At 55.1% G+C, this 19257-nt stretch carries 16 protein-coding genes; 15 read left to right on the forward strand and 1 reads right to left on the reverse strand.

The window, feature by feature from the left end:
- Positions 1-277 precede the first annotated feature (277 nt).
- Positions 278-2146: a low affinity potassium transporter Kup gene (gene kup, locus QZH36_RS14865; protein ID WP_253456870.1), complete on the reverse strand. Its 1869-nt coding sequence runs from the start codon at positions 2144-2146 to the stop codon at positions 278-280.
- A gap of 253 nt (positions 2147-2399) precedes the next feature.
- Between kup and ravA the strand changes: the two genes are divergently transcribed.
- The 15 genes from ravA to atpD all read left to right on the forward strand — a co-directional run bounded on the left by ravA (position 2400) and on the right by atpD (position 19254).
- Positions 2400-3896 carry an ATPase RavA gene (gene ravA, locus QZH36_RS14870; RefSeq protein WP_253461173.1) on the forward strand — a complete coding sequence of 499 codons (1497 nt, stop codon included), beginning with the start codon at positions 2400-2402 and terminating at the stop codon, positions 3894-3896.
- A complete protein-coding gene (gene viaA / locus QZH36_RS14875; RefSeq protein ID WP_253456867.1) occupies positions 3893-5356 on the forward strand; it encodes an ATPase RavA stimulator ViaA in 1464 nt (487 codons plus the stop codon). The genes ravA and viaA overlap by 4 nt, the downstream gene beginning before the upstream one ends.
- Positions 5357-5441: 85 nt before the next feature.
- Complete coding sequence (gene ovoA, locus QZH36_RS14880) at positions 5442-7580, forward strand: 5-histidylcysteine sulfoxide synthase (protein ID WP_301251601.1); 2139 nt, start codon at positions 5442-5444, stop codon at positions 7578-7580.
- A gap of 147 nt (positions 7581-7727) precedes the next feature.
- Positions 7728-8189: a transcriptional regulator AsnC gene (asnC, locus tag QZH36_RS14885; protein WP_125289166.1), complete on the forward strand. Its 462-nt coding sequence runs from the start codon at positions 7728-7730 to the stop codon at positions 8187-8189.
- Between the two features lie 244 nt (positions 8190-8433).
- Positions 8434-8877, forward strand: coding sequence for an FMN-binding protein MioC (mioC, locus tag QZH36_RS14890; RefSeq protein WP_253456861.1), 444 nt, complete (start codon positions 8434-8436; stop codon positions 8875-8877).
- Between the two features lie 461 nt (positions 8878-9338).
- Positions 9339-11228 (forward strand): tRNA uridine-5-carboxymethylaminomethyl(34) synthesis enzyme MnmG, encoded by a 1890-nt coding sequence (gene mnmG, locus QZH36_RS14895; RefSeq protein WP_253456858.1) that lies wholly within the window; start codon positions 9339-9341, stop codon positions 11226-11228.
- Between the two features lie 50 nt (positions 11229-11278).
- Positions 11279-11920 carry a 16S rRNA (guanine(527)-N(7))-methyltransferase RsmG gene (rsmG, locus tag QZH36_RS14900; protein ID WP_301251599.1) on the forward strand — a complete coding sequence of 214 codons (642 nt, stop codon included), beginning with the start codon at positions 11279-11281 and terminating at the stop codon, positions 11918-11920.
- 828 nt (positions 11921-12748) lie between these two features.
- Positions 12749-13129: a F0F1 ATP synthase subunit I gene (gene atpI, locus QZH36_RS14905; RefSeq protein WP_125289170.1), complete on the forward strand. Its 381-nt coding sequence runs from the start codon at positions 12749-12751 to the stop codon at positions 13127-13129.
- An 8-nt stretch (positions 13130-13137) separates the two neighbouring features.
- Positions 13138-13953 carry a F0F1 ATP synthase subunit A gene (atpB, locus tag QZH36_RS14910; protein ID WP_125289171.1) on the forward strand — a complete coding sequence of 272 codons (816 nt, stop codon included), beginning with the start codon at positions 13138-13140 and terminating at the stop codon, positions 13951-13953.
- Positions 13954-14003: 50 nt separating this feature from the next.
- Entirely contained in the window at positions 14004-14243 is a 240-nt protein-coding gene (atpE, locus tag QZH36_RS14915) for a F0F1 ATP synthase subunit C (protein WP_003849523.1), read from the forward strand.
- 97 nt (positions 14244-14340) lie between these two features.
- Positions 14341-14811, forward strand: coding sequence for a F0F1 ATP synthase subunit B (gene atpF, locus QZH36_RS14920; RefSeq protein ID WP_253456852.1), 471 nt, complete (start codon positions 14341-14343; stop codon positions 14809-14811).
- A gap of 14 nt (positions 14812-14825) precedes the next feature.
- Positions 14826-15359 (forward strand): F0F1 ATP synthase subunit delta, encoded by a 534-nt coding sequence (gene atpH, locus QZH36_RS14925; protein ID WP_125289173.1) that lies wholly within the window; start codon positions 14826-14828, stop codon positions 15357-15359.
- Between the two features lie 14 nt (positions 15360-15373).
- Complete coding sequence (gene atpA / locus QZH36_RS14930) at positions 15374-16915, forward strand: F0F1 ATP synthase subunit alpha (protein WP_125289174.1); 1542 nt, start codon at positions 15374-15376, stop codon at positions 16913-16915.
- A gap of 54 nt (positions 16916-16969) precedes the next feature.
- Positions 16970-17839 carry a F0F1 ATP synthase subunit gamma gene (atpG, locus tag QZH36_RS14935; RefSeq protein ID WP_253456849.1) on the forward strand — a complete coding sequence of 290 codons (870 nt, stop codon included), beginning with the start codon at positions 16970-16972 and terminating at the stop codon, positions 17837-17839.
- Between the two features lie 32 nt (positions 17840-17871).
- On the forward strand, positions 17872-19254 hold the full coding sequence (atpD, locus tag QZH36_RS14940; RefSeq protein WP_125289176.1) for a F0F1 ATP synthase subunit beta: 1383 nt from the start codon (positions 17872-17874) through the stop codon (positions 19252-19254).
- Positions 19255-19257 lie beyond the last annotated feature (3 nt).

The following is a 19257-nucleotide window of genomic DNA, read 5'->3' on the forward strand; positions in this document are numbered from 1 at the left end:
AGTGGCAAAATGACATGCTGGTATGTGGTGACACCCTGGCCCGGTTAGATGCCGACAGAACCCGCTAAGCCGCGCCGGAACATGCAGCTCAGTAAGCCGCCGGTTTAGAAATCCGACGTTTCTTTCAGGAGTCGGGATGAGGATATGCCTGGCGGTAAGCAAAACAAAAGGCCGACGATTGTCGGCCTTGCAGGGTCAGGTTTCGGCTTGGGTACCCGGTGCAATAACCCGGCTTGTCAGATTTCGACCTGGGTGCCCAGTACAGTAGCCCGGCTTGTCAGATTTCGACCTGGGTGCCCAGTTCAATAACCCGGTTTGGCGGGATCTCAAACTGGTCAGGCGCGCGCAGGGCGTTGCGCTGTAGCGCCATAAACAGCTTGCCGCGCAGACGCAAATACCATGGCCGCTTGCCGATAATCAGCGATTCATGCGACATAAAGAACGAGGTTTCCATCATCCGGCAGTTCAGGCCTTCCAGCCCGCAGCGGTGGAAAATCTCTTCCATATTAGGCGTTTCCCGCCAGCCGTAGCTCGCCACCACGCGCCAGAAAGTGGGGGAAAGCTGTTCAATAGACACGCGACGCACGTTATGGACGTAAGGCGCATCTTCCGTCCGCAGCGTCAGCAGCACAACACGTTCATGTAACACTTTGTTGTGCTTGAGATTATGCAGCATGGCAAAAGGAATAACGTTCAGCGCGCGCGACATATAGACGGCGGTGCCCGGCACGCGTACCGGTGGCGACTTCTCCAGCGAAACAATCATCGCTTCCAGCGAGTTGCCGTGTTCATGCATCCGGCGCAGCAGACGGAAACGCTCGCTTTTCCAGGTGGTCATAATCACAAACATCACCAGCGCCAGGCTTAACGGCAGCCAGCCGCCGGAGAACACTTTCACCAGGTTGGCCGAAAAGAGCGAAACGTCGATGCACAACATGCAAAGCAGGATAAACAGCACCAGATAGCGGTTCCAGTGCCAGTTTTTTATCGCCACGGTGGTGCAAAGGATGGAGGTCAGCACCATCGTACCGGTTACGGCGATACCGTAGGCGGCTGCCAGGTTGCTGGAGTGTTTAAAGCCGACAATCACGATCACCACGGAGAAAAAGAGTATCCAGTTAATGACCGGAATGTAGATTTGACCGGATTCCTCTTCAGAAGTATGCACGATGCGCATAGGCGGTAAATAGCCCAGACGAACCGCCTGGCGAGTCAGTGAGAAAACGCCGGAAATCACCGCCTGAGAAGCGATAACCGTCGCCAGCGTCGCCAGGATCAGCATAGGGATCAGCGCCCAGTCCGGCGCCAGCAGAAAGAACGGGTTCTTGATCGCTTCGGGATTTTTCAGCAGCAGCGCGCCCTGGCCGAAGTAGTTCAGCACCAGCGACGGCAGCACCGCCAGGAACCAGGCCAGACGGATCGGCAGCTTGCCGAAATGGCCCATATCCGCATACAGCGCTTCCACGCCGGTAATAGCCAGCACCACGGCGCCCAGCGCAAAAAACGAGACGGTTTTATATTCAAAAAAGAAGTGCATTGCCCAATAGGGGTTCAGCGCGTGCAGCACGTCGGGATTAGCCATAATGCCCCGAGCGCCCAGTATGGCCAGAATGATGAACCATGCCAGCATGACCGGCGCGAACAGTTTACCGACAATACCCGTGCCGTGTTTCTGGATCATAAACAGCAGCGTCAGCACCGCTATCGCCAGCGGCACAATCCAGGCATCAAGGTTAGGCGCGGCGATTTCCAGCCCTTCAATAGCGGAAAGTACCGAAACGGCCGGCGTGATCACCACTTCGCCATAGAAGAAACTGCCGCCAATCAGCCCCATAATGACCAAAACCGCCGTGGCTCTGGCACCGGTATGACGGCCCGCCAGGGACATCAGGGTCAGAATCCCCCCTTCGCCGGCGTTGTCAGCGCGCATCACGTAGCTGATATATTTTAACGAGACCACCAGCACTAATAGCCAGAAAATCAGCGAGAGGAAGCCGAATACCGCATCGCGCTCAACGCCGAAACCGAACTGGCCGGAGAGACACTCCCGCAGCGTATAGAGAGGGCTGGTGCCGATATCGCCATAGACGACGCCTATTGCCGCTAAGGTCACGGCGCCAAGGGACTGCTTTTTATCAGAACTCATAGGAAGATCTTTTGTTGGAGCTGATTGCTGAAACGCGCCCAGCTTATCAAGCCATCAAAAAACGCACAGTATGCACGAATCATTCTGAATGCCTATCCTTAATTGGAGTATGGAAAGCGACTTCAATGGCCTGTGTCACCCTTTGACAAGAAAAAAGCTGACGTATATCAACTCTTTCAAGCATCATAGCCAGTAGTGTTTGCGCTCGCCAGTCGCCCGCTGGCAAGAACGTAGAAAAGGATACTGTTTGATGATGTCCCAGCCTCACCTCCTGGCGGAAAGAATCGCACGCCTCAGCAACGCGTTAGAAAAGGGACTTTACGAACGCCATCACGCTATTCGCCTTTGCCTGCTGGCGGCATTAAGCGGCGAAAGCGTTTTTTTGCTTGGCCCGCCAGGTATTGCCAAAAGCCTGATAGCCCGTCGGCTGAAGTATGCCTTTCAGCATGCCCGCGCCTTTGAATATCTGATGACCCGCTTCTCCACCCCGGAAGAAGTTTTCGGGCCGCTTTCCATTCAGGCGCTGAAAGATGAAGGCCGCTATCAGCGCCTGATCAAAGGCTACCTGCCCGATGCCGAAATCGTCTTTCTGGATGAAATCTGGAAAGCCGGGCCGGCTATCCTCAATACGCTGCTGACCGCCATCAACGAGCGCCGCTTTCGCAACGGCGATTGTGAAGAAGCCATCCCGATGCGGCTGCTGGTGACCGCCTCCAACGAACTGCCCGAAGCCGACAGCGGGCTGGAAGCGCTGTATGACCGGATGCTGATCCGGCTGTGGCTTGATAACGTGCATGAAAAGCAGAACTTTCGCAGCATGTTGACCCATCAGCAGGATGAGAACAGCAATCCCGTCGCGGAGTCGCTCTGCATTACTGATGAAGAGTATAGCGAATGGCAAAAAGGCATTGCGCAGGTTGCGCTGCCGGAAGAGGTGTTTGAGCTGATTTTTATGCTGCGCCAGCAGCTGGAGAACCAGCCGGAAGCGCCTTATATTTCCGATCGCCGCTGGAAAAAAGCGATCCATCTTTTACAGGCCTGCGCTTTTTACAGCGGTCGTAAAGCGATCGCGCCGGTAGATCTGATTTTGCTGAAAGATTGTCTGTGGCACGACGTTGCCTCAATGGCGCTGCTGGATCGCGAGATAGACAACCTGATTACCCAGCAGGCCTGGCAGCAGCAGCCGATGCTGATCAAACTGCAGCAAATCGCCTCACGCCGGCTGAGCCTGCAGCAGGAAAAAAGCGTAGAGCAGGCGATAAGGCTGGAGAAGCACGGCGGCATATTCAGCCGTAAACCCCATTATGAGCTGCCCGAGGCGCTGTCCGCCGACACGCTGACGCTGATGCTGCAAAAGCCGCTGATGCTGCACGACATGCAGGTCAGCCATATCGTGATTGGCCGCGAACCGCTGTACCACTGGCTGCAAAAAGGCGGCGAAGTGCGCGGCAAGCTTAACGGTATTGGTTTTGCCCAGACGCTGGATCTGCATATCGACGGCGCCGACTGCCTGACAGTGCGCGATGTCAGCCTCCAGACTTCGCGGCTGATGCTGCCGGGCCAGCCGCTGGAACACGGGCTGCCGCAGGAGATTGTCGAGGCGCTTGATGAGGTAGAGGCACAGCTGCATGCCCAACGTACGTTGTTCAGTCAGCATCATCGCTGCCTGTTTATCAGCGACGACTGGCTGGCGAAGATCGAAGAGAGCCTGCAACAGGTCGCTGAGCAGCTGAAACAGGTGCGTCGTTGATATCGCTGGATACGCTCAGCGCCTTTCTGGCGGTCAGCGAAGGCGACCTGATTGAAGAGCTGGTGGTGACGCTGTTGGCCAGCCCGCAGCTCGCCCTTTTTTTTGAAAAATTTCCCGGCATGAAAAAGGCGCTGCTGCACGATTTGCCGCGCTGGAAATCGGAGCTCCTGGCGCAGCTGAAACAAACAGCGGTGCCGGAAGCGCTTGCCGGTGAATTTACGCTTTTCCAACAGTGCCAGCCGCTCGCCCATCAGGCATTTTGCCTGAAAATTCCGTCTATCCTGCTTTACCTGGATTCGCATCAGTCGCCGTTTAAAGACAAAGCCCGCGAGCTGGTGGCGCATAGCGTCGCGGGCCAGAGCATGAGCGAGCCGCAGCATACGCTGTTTTTACAGCGCTGGCGGCTGAGCCTGACGCTGCAAACCCTGTCGCTGAATCAGCAGCTGCTCGACAGCGAGCGGGAAAAGCTGCTGGCGGAGCTACAGCAAAGGCTGGCGATGAGCGGCCAGCTGGCGCCGGTGCTGTCGGATAACAGCGATGCCGCCGCCAGCCGCCTGTGGGATTTGAGTAAAAGCCCGCTACAGCGCGGCGATTATCAGCTGATGGTCGATTACGGCGATTTCCTGGCGCAGCAGCCGATGCTGCAAAAACTGGCGGAACAGCTGGGCCGCAGCCGCGAAGCCAAAGCGGTACTGAGCGAGCAGGCGCCGCTGGAGGCGTTCCACCAGCTGGTCAGGGAACCTGCCAGCGTGCCGGAAGAGGTCAACGGCATTCACCAAAGCGACGACGTGCTGCGCCTGCTGCCGCCGGAGCTGGCGGCGCTGGGCATCAGCGAGCTGGAACTGGAGTTCTATCGCAGGCTGGTGGAGAAACGGCTGCTGACCTATCGGCTGCAGGGCGAAGCCTGGCATGACAGGGTTTCGCAGCGCCCGGTCAGCCACCAGCAGCATGAAGAACAGCCGCGCGGGCCTTTTATCGTCTGCGTGGATACTTCCGGCTCGATGGGCGGCTTTAACGAACGCTGCGCCAAGGCCTTTTGCCTGGCCCTGTTGAAGGTGGCGCTGGCCGATAACCGTCGCTGCTACATAATGCTGTTCGCGCATGAAGTGGTGGGCTACGAGCTGACCGCAGACGACGGCATTGCTCAGGCGATCCGCTTTCTCAGCCAGCGCTTTCGCGGCGGCACCGATCTGGCAGCCTGTTTGCAGTCGGTGCTGGGCAGGCTCGCCACACCGGAGTGGAACGATGCCGACGCCGTCATTATTTCCGATTTTATCGCCCAGCGGCTGCCGGAAGATCTGGTTAAAACCGTCAAAAAGCACCAGCTCCTCCAGCAGCAGCGCTTTCACGCCGTTGCGCTGTCCGATCATGGAAAACCGGGTATTATGCGCATTTTCGACCATATCTGGCGTTTTGATACCGGCCTGAAGAGCCGTCTGCTGCGCCGCTGGCAGCGCTGATTTTCCCTTTGCCGCTGCCCGACAATCCTCTCCTGCTATAGTCATAGCTACGCTTTATCCCGCCTACGGTTCTCAGGAGTATTACGTGGCACAACATCACCAGGCTTTTTCCCCAGAGTTACCTGCCCCAACTCACACGTTGTTGCTTAGCGGCAGCGACGCAGAACAAAAACGACAGGAGCTTCTTGGCTATTTCCAACAAACGTGGGCGCTCTACGAGAGCCTGTTCGACTGCCTTGCCGATGAGCAGGCTTATTACACTAAGGCGATTTCGCTGCGCCATCCGCTGGTGTTCTATTTCGGCCATACCGCGACTTTCTATATTAATAAGCTGGTAGCGGCCGGCCTGCTCGACAACCGCGTGGACGACCATATCGAAGCGATGATGGCTATCGGCGTGGATGAGATGAGCTGGGACGATCTGGACGCAACCCACTACGCGTGGCCGACGCTTGCCGAGCTGCGCGACTATCGTGGCAAGGTGCGTCATCTTGTCGAAAGCGTCATTAAAGAGATGCCGTTGACGCTGCCGATCGGCTGGGACAGCCCGGCCTGGGTGATCCTGATGGGGATCGAGCATGAACGGATCCATCTGGAAACCTCCAGCGTGCTGATCCGCCAGCTGCCGCTCGCCTGGGTTAAACCGCAGCCGTACTGGCCAGCCTGTCCCGACGCCCGTCACGATCGCCACGCCGTGCCGCAGAACAGACTGATAGCCGTTGCCGGCGCACGCGTCACGCAGGGGAAAACCGACGATACCTACGGCTGGGATAATGAATACGGCACGCTGTCCACCGAGGTGAAGCCTTTTGAAGCCAGCCAGATGCTGGCAAGCAACGCGGAGTTTTTTGCATTTATCACGGCGGGCGGCTATCGGGACGATCGCTGGTGGGATGAGGAAGGTCTGGGCTGGCGCAATTTCGCGCAGGCAACCATGCCGACTTTCTGGGTGGGATCGCCTGAGGAACCTGACCAGTTACGGCTGCGTTTGATGACTGAAGAAGTCGCGATGCCGTGGGACTGGCCGGTCGAAGTCAACCAGCTGGAGGCGGCCGCCTTTTGCCGCTGGAAAGCCGATAAAACCGGCCGTTCCGTTCAGCTCCCCAGCGAGGCCGAATGGCTGCTGCTGCGTGAGCAGGTTGAAGGCGATCGCTGGCTGCAGGCGCCGGGCAACCTGAATCTGGCCTGGTGGGCTTCTTCCTGTCCGGTCGATCGCTTTGCCCAAGGCGAATTCTTTGACGTGGTGGGGAACGTCTGGCAGTGGACGACCACGCCGATAAACGGGCTGGAAGGTTTTAAAGTCCATCCGCTTTATGACGACTTTTCGACGCCGACCTTCGACGGCAAACATGCGCTAATTAAAGGCGGCAGCTGGATTTCCACCGGCAACGAAGCGATTAAATCCTCCCGCTATGCGTTCCGCCGCCACTTTTTCCAGCACGCGGGCTTTCGCTACGTCGTGTCCAACCATCAGGAAAAGAAAATGCTGAATCCGTATGAAACCGACAGCATGGTGTCGCAATACCTGGACTTCCAGTACGGGCCGGGCTACTTCGGTACAGAAAACTATGCGAAGGCGCTGGTGGATATCGCCTGTCGCATGACCGATAAACGAGGCCGCGCGCTGGATATCGGCTGCGCCACCGGTCGCGCCAGCTTTGAGCTGGCCCGCTATTTTGAGCAAGTAGTGGGCATGGATTACTCCGCGCGCTTTATCGACGTGGCGCTCCAGCTGACCAGCGGCGAGGATTTCCGTTATGTGACCCAGGAAGAGGGCGACCTGGTGGAATATCACCAGGTGCGGCTGAAAGATTTCGGCCTCGCCGCAGAGCAGGCCAGCCGCATTCAGTTTATGCAGGGCGACGCCTGCAACCTGAAGCCGCAAAAGGCGGGTTACGACCTGGTGCTGGCCGCTAACCTGATCGACAGGCTGCGTCAGCCGAAGCGCTTTTTGCAGGACGTCACGAGGATGATCAATACCGGCGGCGTATTGATGCTGTCGTCGCCGTACACCTGGCTGGAAGAGTACACGCCAAAAGAGAACTGGCTGGGCGGCATCCGCGAAAACGGCGAGGCGCTGACCACCTACCAGGCGTTGCAGCGTTTGCTGGCGGCAGATTTCGAAGAGATCGCCGCGCCGCAGGACGTGCCGTTTGTGATCCGCGAAACGGCGCGTAAATATCAGCATTCCGTCGCCCAGCTAACCGTCTGGCGCAAGCGCTAACATCAGATAACCCTCTGGCTATGACCAGGCGGTTGTGTTTTCCTTATAGCGGGTAACATAAGTTATCCGCTATTTTATTGCCTGCATTTTCACTTTCCTGCACATTATTCCCTGACAAATTATCAAATCCTTAATGACGGAGCCTGTATGCCCGATAATCTGCAACCCGACGATCTCGATCGCGGCATCCTCAATGCGCTGCTGGCCAACGCACGTACCGCCTATGCCGAGCTGGCCAAGCAGTTCAACGTCAGCCCCGGCACTATCCACGTCCGCGTAGAGAAGATGAAGCAGGCAGGCATCATTAAAGGTACGCGGGTGGAAATCGATCCTCGCCAGCTTGGCTATGACGTGTGCTGCTTTATTGGCATCATTTTAAAAAGCGCCAGAGACTATCCGGCCGCGCTGGCGAAGCTGGACGCGCTTGATGAAGTGGTGGAGGCCTGGTACACCACCGGGCACTACAGCATCTTTATTAAGGTGATGTGCCGATCCATCGACGCGCTGCAACAGGTGCTGATCAACAAGATCCAGACCATTGACGAGATCCAGTCCACCGAGACGTTAATTTCCCTGCAAAACCCGATCATGCGGACGATCAAGCCCTGATCTGTGCACAATATTATCCACAAAAGATCGGCGCCTCATTTTTGTTGAAATATCTCATATCAGGTCAGGAACGTTCCTGTCCGTCCGGCACGTGGCGCTCGCGGCGTGCTTTCACTTATTCGCCCGCAAAACAAAAGCGGCAGTTAAACCCGCTCATCTACATTTATTAACCTTACTTACCCACAGGTAGATCCCAGACTGATCACAGCGTACAATAGCCGCCTTTAGCAAACAGGGATCTCACATGGCGGACGTAACCTTAATCACTGGCAGCACCCTGGGCAGTGCGGAATATGTTGCCGAACTTCTGGCCGAGAAGCTGGAAGAAGCGGGCTTTTCTACCGAATTACTGCACGGGCCAGAGCTGAACGAGCTTTCGACAGCAGGAACGTGGCTGGTAGTGACCTCTACCCATGGAGCCGGCGATCTGCCCGATAACCTGCAGCCGCTGTTTGATGAAATAGAAGAGAAGCGTCCGGATCTGAGCCAGCTGCGCTACGGCGCCGTAGGTATCGGCAACCGTGAATACGATCTTTTCTGCGGTGCGATCGATAAAATGGACAAATTGTTGACGGCATGTGGTGCACAGCGCATCGGCGACCGTCTGGATATTGACGTGCTCGAACATGAGATCCCCGAAGATCCCGCTGAGGTGTGGATCGAGAGCTGGAAAACGCTGATCGGCTGACGATCGGGCGTCGGATCGCAGCAATTTGTGCGATCGACGCCTGAAAAACAGGCGAAGTTTTGTAAATTTCCCCCCGATTTGCCTATTTAAATAGCGATCAACTGTGGATAACTATGCTGATCCAGCGGTAATAACCGGTGGTTATCCAAAGAACAACCGTACGGTCGGATCGAGCCTGTGCATAACATGCCTTTTTGATCCCAGCTTATACGCCGCAGGATCACCGATCTTTCACAGCAAACGATCCCGCTTAAGCTGATGATCCAGGAAAGGAAAAAAGGCTTATCCACAGAGATCGTCGATCCTAATAGAAGATCCAGTAAAGAGATCTCTAAATAAAAAAGATCTTCTTTTTAATACGTGTCTGGCCCTGCGCTTTCACCTTCGGCCAAAGTTGAGTAGAATTCACGCCCCGGGCATCCCCCACTCTTTTAAATCGCACAACCGCGAGGTTCAGTACCATGTTTTATCCAGATCCTTTTGACGTCATCGTGATCGGTGGTGGTCATGCGGGCACGGAAGCCGCTATGGCGGCAGCCCGGATGGGTCAGCAAACCCTGCTTTTAACGCATAACATTGATACGCTTGGACAAATGTCCTGCAATCCGGCGATCGGTGGCATCGGAAAAGGACATCTGGTTAAAGAAGTGGACGCGCTGGGCGGCCTGATGGCACACGCTATTGACCAGGCCGGTATCCAGTTCAGGATACTAAACGCCAGCAAAGGACCCGCCGTCAGGGCTACCCGTGCTCAGGCGGATCGCGTGCTCTATCGTCAGGCCGTACGCACCGCGCTGGAGAACCAGCCGAACCTGATGATCTTCCAGCAGGCGGTTGATGATCTGATTGTGGAAAACGATCGCGTCGTTGGCGCTGTGACCCAGATGGGGCTCAAATTCCGCGCCAAAGCGGTTGTGCTGACCGTAGGCACCTTCCTGGACGGTAAGATCCACATCGGGCTGGATAACTACAGCGGCGGCCGTGCTGGCGATCCGCCTTCGATCCCGCTGGCTCGTCGCCTGCGTGAACTGCCTTTGCGCGTCAGCCGTCTGAAAACCGGTACGCCACCGCGTATCGATGCGCGCACGATTGATTTCAGCGTGCTGGCTCCGCAGCATGGCGATACGCCGCTGCCGGTCTTCTCGTTTATGGGCAACGTGGCGCAGCACCCACAGCAGGTGCCTTGCTACATCACCTATACCAACGAGAAAACGCACGACGTCATCCGCAGCAACCTGGATCGCAGCCCAATGTACGCTGGCGTGATCGAAGGCGTTGGCCCACGCTACTGTCCTTCCATCGAAGACAAGGTGATGCGCTTTGCCGATCGCAACGCGCACCAGATCTTCCTGGAGCCGGAAGGGCTGACCAGCAATGAAATTTATCCAAACGGCATCTCCACCAGCCTGCCGTTTGATGTCCAGATGCAGATTGTTCGCTCTATGCAGGGCCTGGAAAACGCGAAGATCGTCCGTCCGGGCTATGCCATCGAATATGACTTCTTCGATCCGCGCGATCTGAAGCCAACGCTGGAAAGCAAATTTATCGAAGGTCTGTTCTTTGCCGGTCAGATCAACGGCACGACAGGCTATGAAGAAGCCGCGGCGCAAGGTTTGCTGGCTGGGCTGAATGCCGGTCGCCTCTCTGCGGACAAAGAGACCTGGGCGCCGCGTCGCGATCAGGCCTATCTGGGCGTGCTGGTTGACGATCTCTGCACGCTGGGCACCAAAGAGCCGTACCGCATGTTCACCTCCAGGGCGGAATACCGTCTGATGCTGCGTGAAGACAACGCCGATCTGCGTCTGACCGCCGAAGGCCGCGAGCTGGGTCTGGTAGACGATGCCCGCTGGGCGCGCTTTAACGAGAAGCTGGAGAGCATTGAGCAGGAGCGTCAGCGTCTGCGCGACATCTGGGTGCATCCTAAATCTGAAGCCGTGGATGAAGTGAATGGCGTACTGAGCGCCGCGCTGACCAAAGAAGCCAACGGCGAAGATCTGCTGCGTCGTCCAGAGATGACCTATCAGCAGCTGATGACGCTCAGCACCTTTGCGCCCGCCTTAAGCGACGCTCAGGCCGCCGAGCAGGTTGAAATTCAGGTGAAATACGAAGGCTATATCGCCCGCCAGCAGGAAGAGATCGATCGCCAGCTGCGCAACGAGAACACGCTGCTGCCGGTGGAGCTGGATTACCGTCAGGTCAGCGGCCTTTCTAACGAGGCGATCGCCAAGCTGAACGATCACAAGCCGGGATCGATAGGTCAGGCTTCGCGTATTTCAGGGATCACGCCTGCGGCTATTTCCATTCTTCTGATCTACCTGAAAAAGCAGGGGCTGCTGCGCAAAAGCGCCTGATGCTTCGCGGGGCGGCTACGGTCGCCCCTTTAACTGATTTGGATGTAATCGTGATTAATAAACTTTCCGCGCTGCTGAAAGCCGCCAATATTTCCCTGACCGATCGACAAAAAGAGCAGCTGACAGGCTATGTTGAGCTGCTGCATAAATGGAACAAGGCTTATAACCTGACGTCGGTGCGTGACCCGCAGCAGATGCTGGTACGGCATATCATGGACAGTATCGTGGTTGAGCCTTATCTGGAAGGAAGCCGTTTTATCGATGTGGGCACGGGACCAGGGCTGCCGGGCGTACCGCTCGCTATCGTCCGTCCTGAAGCGCACTTCACGCTGCTGGACAGCCTGGGCAAGCGCATACGCTTTCTTAAGCAGGTACAGCATGAACTGAAACTGGAAAATATCGATCCGGTACAGAGCAGGGTAGAGGTGTTTCCTGCCGAGCCGCCTTTTGATGGCGTGATCAGTCGGGCCTTCGCCTCTCTGAACGATATGCTGAGCTGGTGCCATCATCTGCCTGGCGAAAAAGGGCGATTTTATGCGCTGAAAGGCGTCGTGCCGCAGGATGAGATCGACGCGCTGCCGGCAGGTTTTACCCATCACAAGACGGTGAAGCTTCTCGTTCCTGAACTGGAAGGCGAACGTCACCTGGTGGTAATTAATCCGCAAAATCTGGCAGCAAGCAGCGCTGATTGAACGTGATTTGCCTGAAAATAACGCTGAAAAGCCGAATTTTTTACCGTATTATCGCCTGATTATTCAGCAAAGCGGCTGAACGGCACAGGCTTACCAAACCCGATTTTAGTTAAGTCAGCCCGGCAGGGCAGGGGAGAGGAAGGCGCAGGTAACGCGAAAGGCTAAAAAGCCCGACGAAAATTTAGCCTTTCGGGCGATACGCGGTGATTTTTTTTCAAGTGTGAATGTTTCAGTAAGGTTAAAATGACGCGCAGAAATTATCGTTCACACCTGGTTACATTTAACGTTAATTTCACAAAGTGTTATCAAGGATATTACCTCGTCGGGACGAGATCCGCCTTTTTCAGCGCGAAGTGAAAAATAATGTGGTGATATTTATTTTGCTTGCCTGGCGGATTAGCCTGAAATTTTGGCTGCAATGACTGTCAATTAACACTTTTAATCCGGCTGGCAGGCTGGTTTTACGGTAAAAAATAGTAAGTAGTTGAATGTTATTGATATAATTATATTTTTCTGAGCGATATTAAGAATATTCCTTAACGGAATGCGGATAAAATATTACTGAATTGTGATCTTCCGCACGCTTTATGAGCGATATTTGGCCTTTATCGTATGCATTTTCCGCCTGTCGGCCATTCCTGACAGTTTTGAAAAAGCGCGCCCGCGAAAGAAATTTAAATAATTGTTCACCATTTCGCTACTTATCCATTGAAATCGCAGGGGCGCGCCGTATAATTTGCTCGTTTTTTGCTGCTTGACTCAAAGCGGCAAAGGCAGTTTTATACGACACGCGACATACCCCCGACGGGGCAGGAGAGTTTCAGCGTCATGTCAGTGTCCCTTTACAGAGTGAAATTTGCCCGAACCGTGCTGCTTCTTCAGCTGGTGATTTTTGTCATAATCGGCGCGCTGTTCGCCCTGAAAGAGTTGACCTGGGGCCTGTCCGCGCTTGCGGGTGGACTGGCGGCCTGGCTACCGAACGTATTGTTTATGATTTTTGCCTGGCGTCATCAGGCAGGAGACCCGGTTAAAGGACGCGTGGCCTGGAGCTTCGCTCTGGGTGAAGTGCTGAAGGTTCTGGCAACCATTCTTCTGCTTGTCGTGGCGCTGGCGGTGTTTGGGGCGGCATTTACGCCGCTCGGACTGACCTGGTTATCGGTGCTGATTGTGCAAATCGTCGCACCGGCTGTAATTAACAACAAAGGGTAAGAGGCATCATGGCTGCAGGAGAAATCTCTACGCCGCAGGAATACATAGGTCACCACCTGAATAACCTTCAGCTGGACCTGCGTACCTTCGAGCTAGTGAATCCGCACGACGCACCGTCGTTCTGGGTATTAAATATTGACTCCATGTTTTTCTCTGTGGTGCTGGGACTGGTATTCCTGGTGCTGTTTCGCAAAGTTGCGAAATCAGCCACCAGCGGCGTTCCGGGAAAACTGCAGGCGGCGATTGAACTGGTTGTTGGCTTCGTCGACAACAACGTCCGCGACATGTACCACGGTAAAAGCAAAGTAATCGCACCGCTGGCTCTGACGATTTTCGTCTGGGTCTTCCTGATGAACTTCATGGACCTGCTGCCTATCGATCTGCTGCCGTATATCGGCGAGCACGTTCTGGGTCTGCCAGCGTTGCGTGTTGTGCCTTCAGCCGACGTGAACATCACGCTGTCTATGGCGCTGGGCGTATTTATTTTGATTCTGTTCTACAGCGTCAAGATGAAAGGCATTGGGGGCTTTACTAAAGAGCTGACATTGCAACCCTTCAATCATCCTGTCTTCATTCCGATCAACCTGATCCTTGAAGGCGTGAGCCTGCTGTCCAAACCGGTTTCTCTCGGTCTGCGACTGTTCGGCAACATGTATGCGGGTGAATTGATTTTTATCCTGATTGCCGGCCTGTTGCCGTGGTGGTCACAGTGGGTTCTGAGTGTGCCATGGGCCATTTTCCACATCCTGATCATTTCGTTACAGGCTTTCATTTTCATGGTACTGACGATTGTCTATCTGTCGATGGCATCTGAAGAACACTGATTTTTTTATCAACACTACTGCGTTTTAACTGAAACAAACTGGAGACTGTCATGGAAAACCTGAATATGGATCTGCTGTACATGGCTGCCGCTGTGATGATGGGCTTAGCGGCAATCGGTGCTGCGATCGGTATCGGCATCCTCGGAGGTAAATTCCTGGAAGGCGCCGCGCGTCAACCGGATCTGATCCCTCTGCTGCGTACGCAGTTCTTTGTTGTAATGGGTCTGGTGGATGCAATCCCAATGATCGCTGTTGGTCTGGGTCTGTATGTGATGTTCGCCGTCGCCTAACCCTGATGTTCATCGTTGGACGCGAGTTCGACGATGAACGGCTTCTGCCGGTCGTCAGACCGGAGAAAAAAGTTAACTTAACAAGAGGCATTGTGCAGTGAACTTAAACGCAACAATCCTCGGCCAGGCCATCGCGTTCATCCTGTTTGTAGTGTTCTGCATGAAGTACGTATGGCCGCCGCTGATGGCTGCTATCGAAAAGCGCCAGAAAGAAGTTGCTGACGGCCTTGCTTCCGCAGAACGTGCCAAAAAAGATTTGGATCTCGCGCAGGCTGATGCGTCCGACCAGCTGAAAAAAGCGAAAGAAGAAGCTCAGGTTATCATCGAACAGGCTAACAAACGTCGTTCGCAGATCCTGGACGAAGCGAAAGCCGAAGCTGAGCAGGAACGTAACAAGATCGTCACCCAGGCGCAGGCTGAAATTGACGCCGAACGCAAACGTGCACGTGAAGAGTTGCGTAAGCAGGTCGCGATGCTGGCTATCGCCGGCGCCGAGAAAATCATTGAACGTTCCGTGGATGAAGCTGCTAACAGCGACATCGTTGATAAACTGGTCGCTGAACTGTAAGGAGGAAGGGGCTGATGTCTGAATTTACTACTGTAGCTCGCCCCTACGCCAAAGCAGCTTTTGACTTTGCTGTTGAGCATCAGAATGTCGATCGCTGGCAGCAGATGCTGGCGTTCGCTACCGAAGTAGCCAGCAATGAACAAGTGGCAGAACTCCTTTCCGGCGCATTAGCGCCGGAAGCGTTGTCTGCACGGTTCATCGCTATCTGTGGTGATCAACTCGATGAAGCCGGCCAGAACCTGATTAAGGTCATGGCTGAGAACAAACGTTTACCAGCGCTTCCCGATGTACTGGCTCAGTTTATCCAGCTACGCGCCGCATACGATGCGACCGCGGACGTTGAGGTGATCTCTTCCACTACACTGAGTGACGAACAGCTGACCAAAATCAGCGCCGCTATGGAAAAACGTCTGTCACGCAAAGTTAAGCTGAATTGCAAAATTGATAAGTCTGTAATGGCAGGTGTAATCATCCGTGCGGGTGATATGGTCATTGATGGCAGCGTACGCGGCCGTCTTGAGCGCCTTGCAGACGACTTGCAGTCTTAAGGGGACTGGAGCATATGCAACTGAATTCCACCGAAATCAGCGAACTGATCAAGCAGCGCATTGCTCAGTTCAATGTCGTGAGCGAAGCTCACAATGAAGGTACTATCGTTTCCGTCAGCGACGGCATCATCCGCGTAAACGGCCTGGCCGATGTTATGCAGGGTGAGATGATCGCACTGCCGGGCAACCGCTTCGCTATCGCACTGAACCTGGAGCGCGACTCCGTAGGTGCCGTAGTGATGGGCCCATACGCTGACCTCGCCGAAGGCATGAAGGTTAAGTGTACCGGTCGTATCCTGGAAGTTCCGGTAGGCCGTGGCCTGCTGGGTCGTGTGGTGAACACCCTGGGTGCACCTATCGATGGCAAAGGCGCCATTGATAACGACGGCTTCTCGCCAATCGAAGTGATTGCGCCAGGCGTTATCGACCGTCAGTCGGTCGACCAGCCTGTACAGACTGGTTATAAGTCTGTAGATGCGATGATCCCAATCGGCCGTGGCCAGCGTGAGCTGATCATCGGCGACCGTCAGACCGGTAAAACCGCGATGGCGATCGATGCGATCATCAACCAGCGCGATTCCGGCATCAAGTGCGTGTACGTGGCTATCGGCCAGAAGGCTTCTACCATCGCTAACGTGGTACGTAAGCTGGAAGAACACAACGCGCTGGCTAACACCATCGTGGTTGTGGCTACCGCTTCCGAGTCTGCTGCGCTGCAGTACCTGGCACCGTATGCAGGTTGCGCCATGGGCGAATACTTCCGTGACCGCGGTGAAGACGCGCTGATCGTATATGATGACCTGTCCAAGCAGGCCGTTGCATACCGTCAGGTTTCTCTGCTGCTGCGCCGTCCACCAGGTCGTGAAGCTTTCCCTGGCGACGTGTTCTACCTCCACTCCCGTCTGCTGGAACGTGCTTCCCGCGTGAGCGCCGACTACGTTGAGCGCTTCACTAACGGTGCAGTAAAAGGTAAAACCGGTTCTCTGACCGCGCTGCCGATCATCGAAACTCAGGCTGGCGACGTTTCCGCGTTCGTTCCGACCAACGTAATCTCGATTACCGATGGTCAGATCTTCCTGGAAACTAACCTGTTCAACTCCGGTATTCGTCCGGCAGTTAACCCAGGGATCTCCGTATCCCGTGTGGGTGGCGCTGCGCAGACCAAGATCATCAAGAAACTGTCCGGTGGTATTCGTACCGCGCTGGCGCAGTATCGTGAACTGGCAGCGTTCTCTCAGTTCGCTTCCGATCTGGACGAAGCAACCCGCAAACAGCTGAGCCACGGTCAGAAAGTGACCGAGCTGCTGAAACAGAAACAGTATGCGCCGATGTCCGTAGCGCAGCAGGGTCTGGTGCTGTTTGCCGCCGAGCGTGGCTTCCTGAACGACGTTGAGCTGGCGAAAATCGGCAGCTTCGAAGCAGCGCTTCTGGCCTATGCAGATCGCGACCACAGCGAGCTGATGGCGGAAATCAACCAGGCTGGTAACTACAACAACGATATCGAAGCGAAGCTGAAAGCTCTGCTCGAAACGTTCAAGAAAACCCAGTCCTGGTAATGTCTGGCGGCTTGTCCCTTCCGGGGCAGGCCGCAAGGCTTTGAGGAGAAGCTTATGGCCGGCGCAAAAGAGATACGTAGTAAGATCGGAAGCGTTCAAAATACGCAAAAGATCACCAAAGCGATGGAAATGGTCGCCGCCTCCAAAATGCGTAAATCGCAGGAACGCATGGCGGCCAGCCGTCCTTATGCAGAGACCATGCGCAAAGTGATTGGTCACATTGCGTTAGGCAATCTGGAATACAAGCACCCTTACCTGGAGGAGCGCGACGTTAAGCGCGTCGGCTACCTGGTCGTGTCTACCGACCGCGGGCTTTGTGGTGGTTTGAACATTAACCTGTTCAAAAGAGTGCTGGCTGATATGAAAGGCTGGGCGGATAAAGGCGTCGAGAGCGATCTGGCGATTATCGGCTCTAAAGGTGTTTCATTTTTCGGCGCTGTCGGCGGCAACGTGGTTGCTCAGGTGACGGGCATGGGCGACAAGCCTTCCCTGTCCGATCTGATCGGCCCGGTAAAAGTCATGCTGCAGGCTTACGACGAAGGTCGTATCGACAAGCTCTATGTTGTCAGCAACAAATTTATCAACACCATGTCCCAGTCACCGCAAATCATCCAGCTGCTGCCGTTACCGCCAGCAGATCCGGAAGAAGGCGTAGTGAAGAAGAGTACCTGGGATTATCTGTATGAACCGGATCCGAAAGCGCTGCTGGACACGTTACTGCGTCGCTACGTCGAGTCTCAGGTTTACCAGGGTGTTGTAGAAAACCTGGCCAGCGAGCAGGCCGCGCGTATGGTGGCGATGAAAGCTGCGACCGACAACGGCGGAAACCTGATCAAAGAGCTGCAGTTGGTATACAACAAAGCTCGTCAGGCCAGCATCACCCAGGAACTTACCGAGATTGTCGGTGGAGCCTCCGCGGTTTAACCAGGTTTAATGAATTAGGTAGAGGATTCAAGATGGCTACTGGAAAAATTGTCCAGGTAATCGGCGCCGTTGTTGACGTCGAATTTCCTCAGGACGCAGTACCACAAGTGTACAGCGCGCTTGAGACTAAAAATGGTGATGCCCGTCTGGTGCTGGAAGTACAGCAGCAGCTGGGTGGTGGCGTGGTTCGCGCCATCGCAATGGGTTCTTCCGACGGCCTGAAGCGCGGTCTGGAAGTCGCTGACCTTGCGCACCCAATCGAAGTACCGGTAGGTACCGCAACGCTTGGCCGTATCATGAACGTGCTGGGCGAGCCAATCGACATGAAAGGCGACATCGGCGAAGAAGAGCGTTGGGCGATCCACCGTTCTGCACCTTCATACGAAGACCAGTCCAACTCTCAGGAGCTGCTGGAAACCGGTATCAAGGTAATCGACCTGATGTGTCCGTTCGCGAAGGGCGGTAAAGTTGGTCTGTTCGGCGGCGCGGGTGTAGGTAAAACCGTAAACATGATGGAGCTGATCCGTAACATTGCGGCTGAGCACTCAGGTTTCTCCGTATTTGCCGGCGTGGGCGAGCGTACCCGTGAGGGTAACGACTTCTATCACGAGATGACCGACTCCAACGTTATCGACAAAGTATCTCTGGTCTACGGCCAGATGAACGAGCCACCAGGAAACCGCCTGCGCGTTGCCCTGACTGGCCTGACCATGGCGGAAAAATTCCGTGATGAAGGTCGTGACGTACTGCTGTTCATCGATAACATCTACCGTTACACCCTGGCCGGTACCGAAGTGTCCGCGCTGCTGGGTCGTATGCCATCAGCGGTAGGCTACCAGCCAACGCTGGCGGAAGAGATGGGCGTTCTGCAGGAACGTATCACCTCAACCAAAACCGGTTCTATCACCTCCGTACAGGCCGTTTACGTGCCTGCGGATGACTTGACTGACCCATCGCCAGCCACCACCTTTGCTCACTTAGACGCAACCGTGGTACTGAGCCGTCAGATCGCGTCTCTGGGTATCTACCCGGCGGTTGATCCACTGGATTCTACCAGCCGTCAGCTGGATCCGCTGGTTGTTGGTCAGGAACACTACGACGTGGCTCGTGGCGTGCAGTCTCTGCTGCAGCGTTACCAGGAACTGAAAGACATCATCGCTATCCTCGGGATGGATGAGCTGTCTGAAGACGACAAGCTGGTTGTTGCTCGCTCTCGTAAGATGCAGCGCTTCCTGTCTCAGCCGTTCTTCGTGGCAGAAGTCTTCACCGGTTCTCCGGGCAAGTATGTGTCGCTGAAAGATACCATCCGTGGCTTTAAAGGCATCATGGACGGTGAATTCGACCATCTGCCAGAGCAGGCTTTCTACATGGTTGGTTCCATCGAAGAAGCCGTGGAAAAAGCGAAGAAACTGTAATAA

Source organism: Erwinia wuhanensis, from assembly GCF_030484085.1.
GTDB lineage: Bacteria > Pseudomonadota > Gammaproteobacteria > Enterobacterales > Enterobacteriaceae > Erwinia > Erwinia aeris.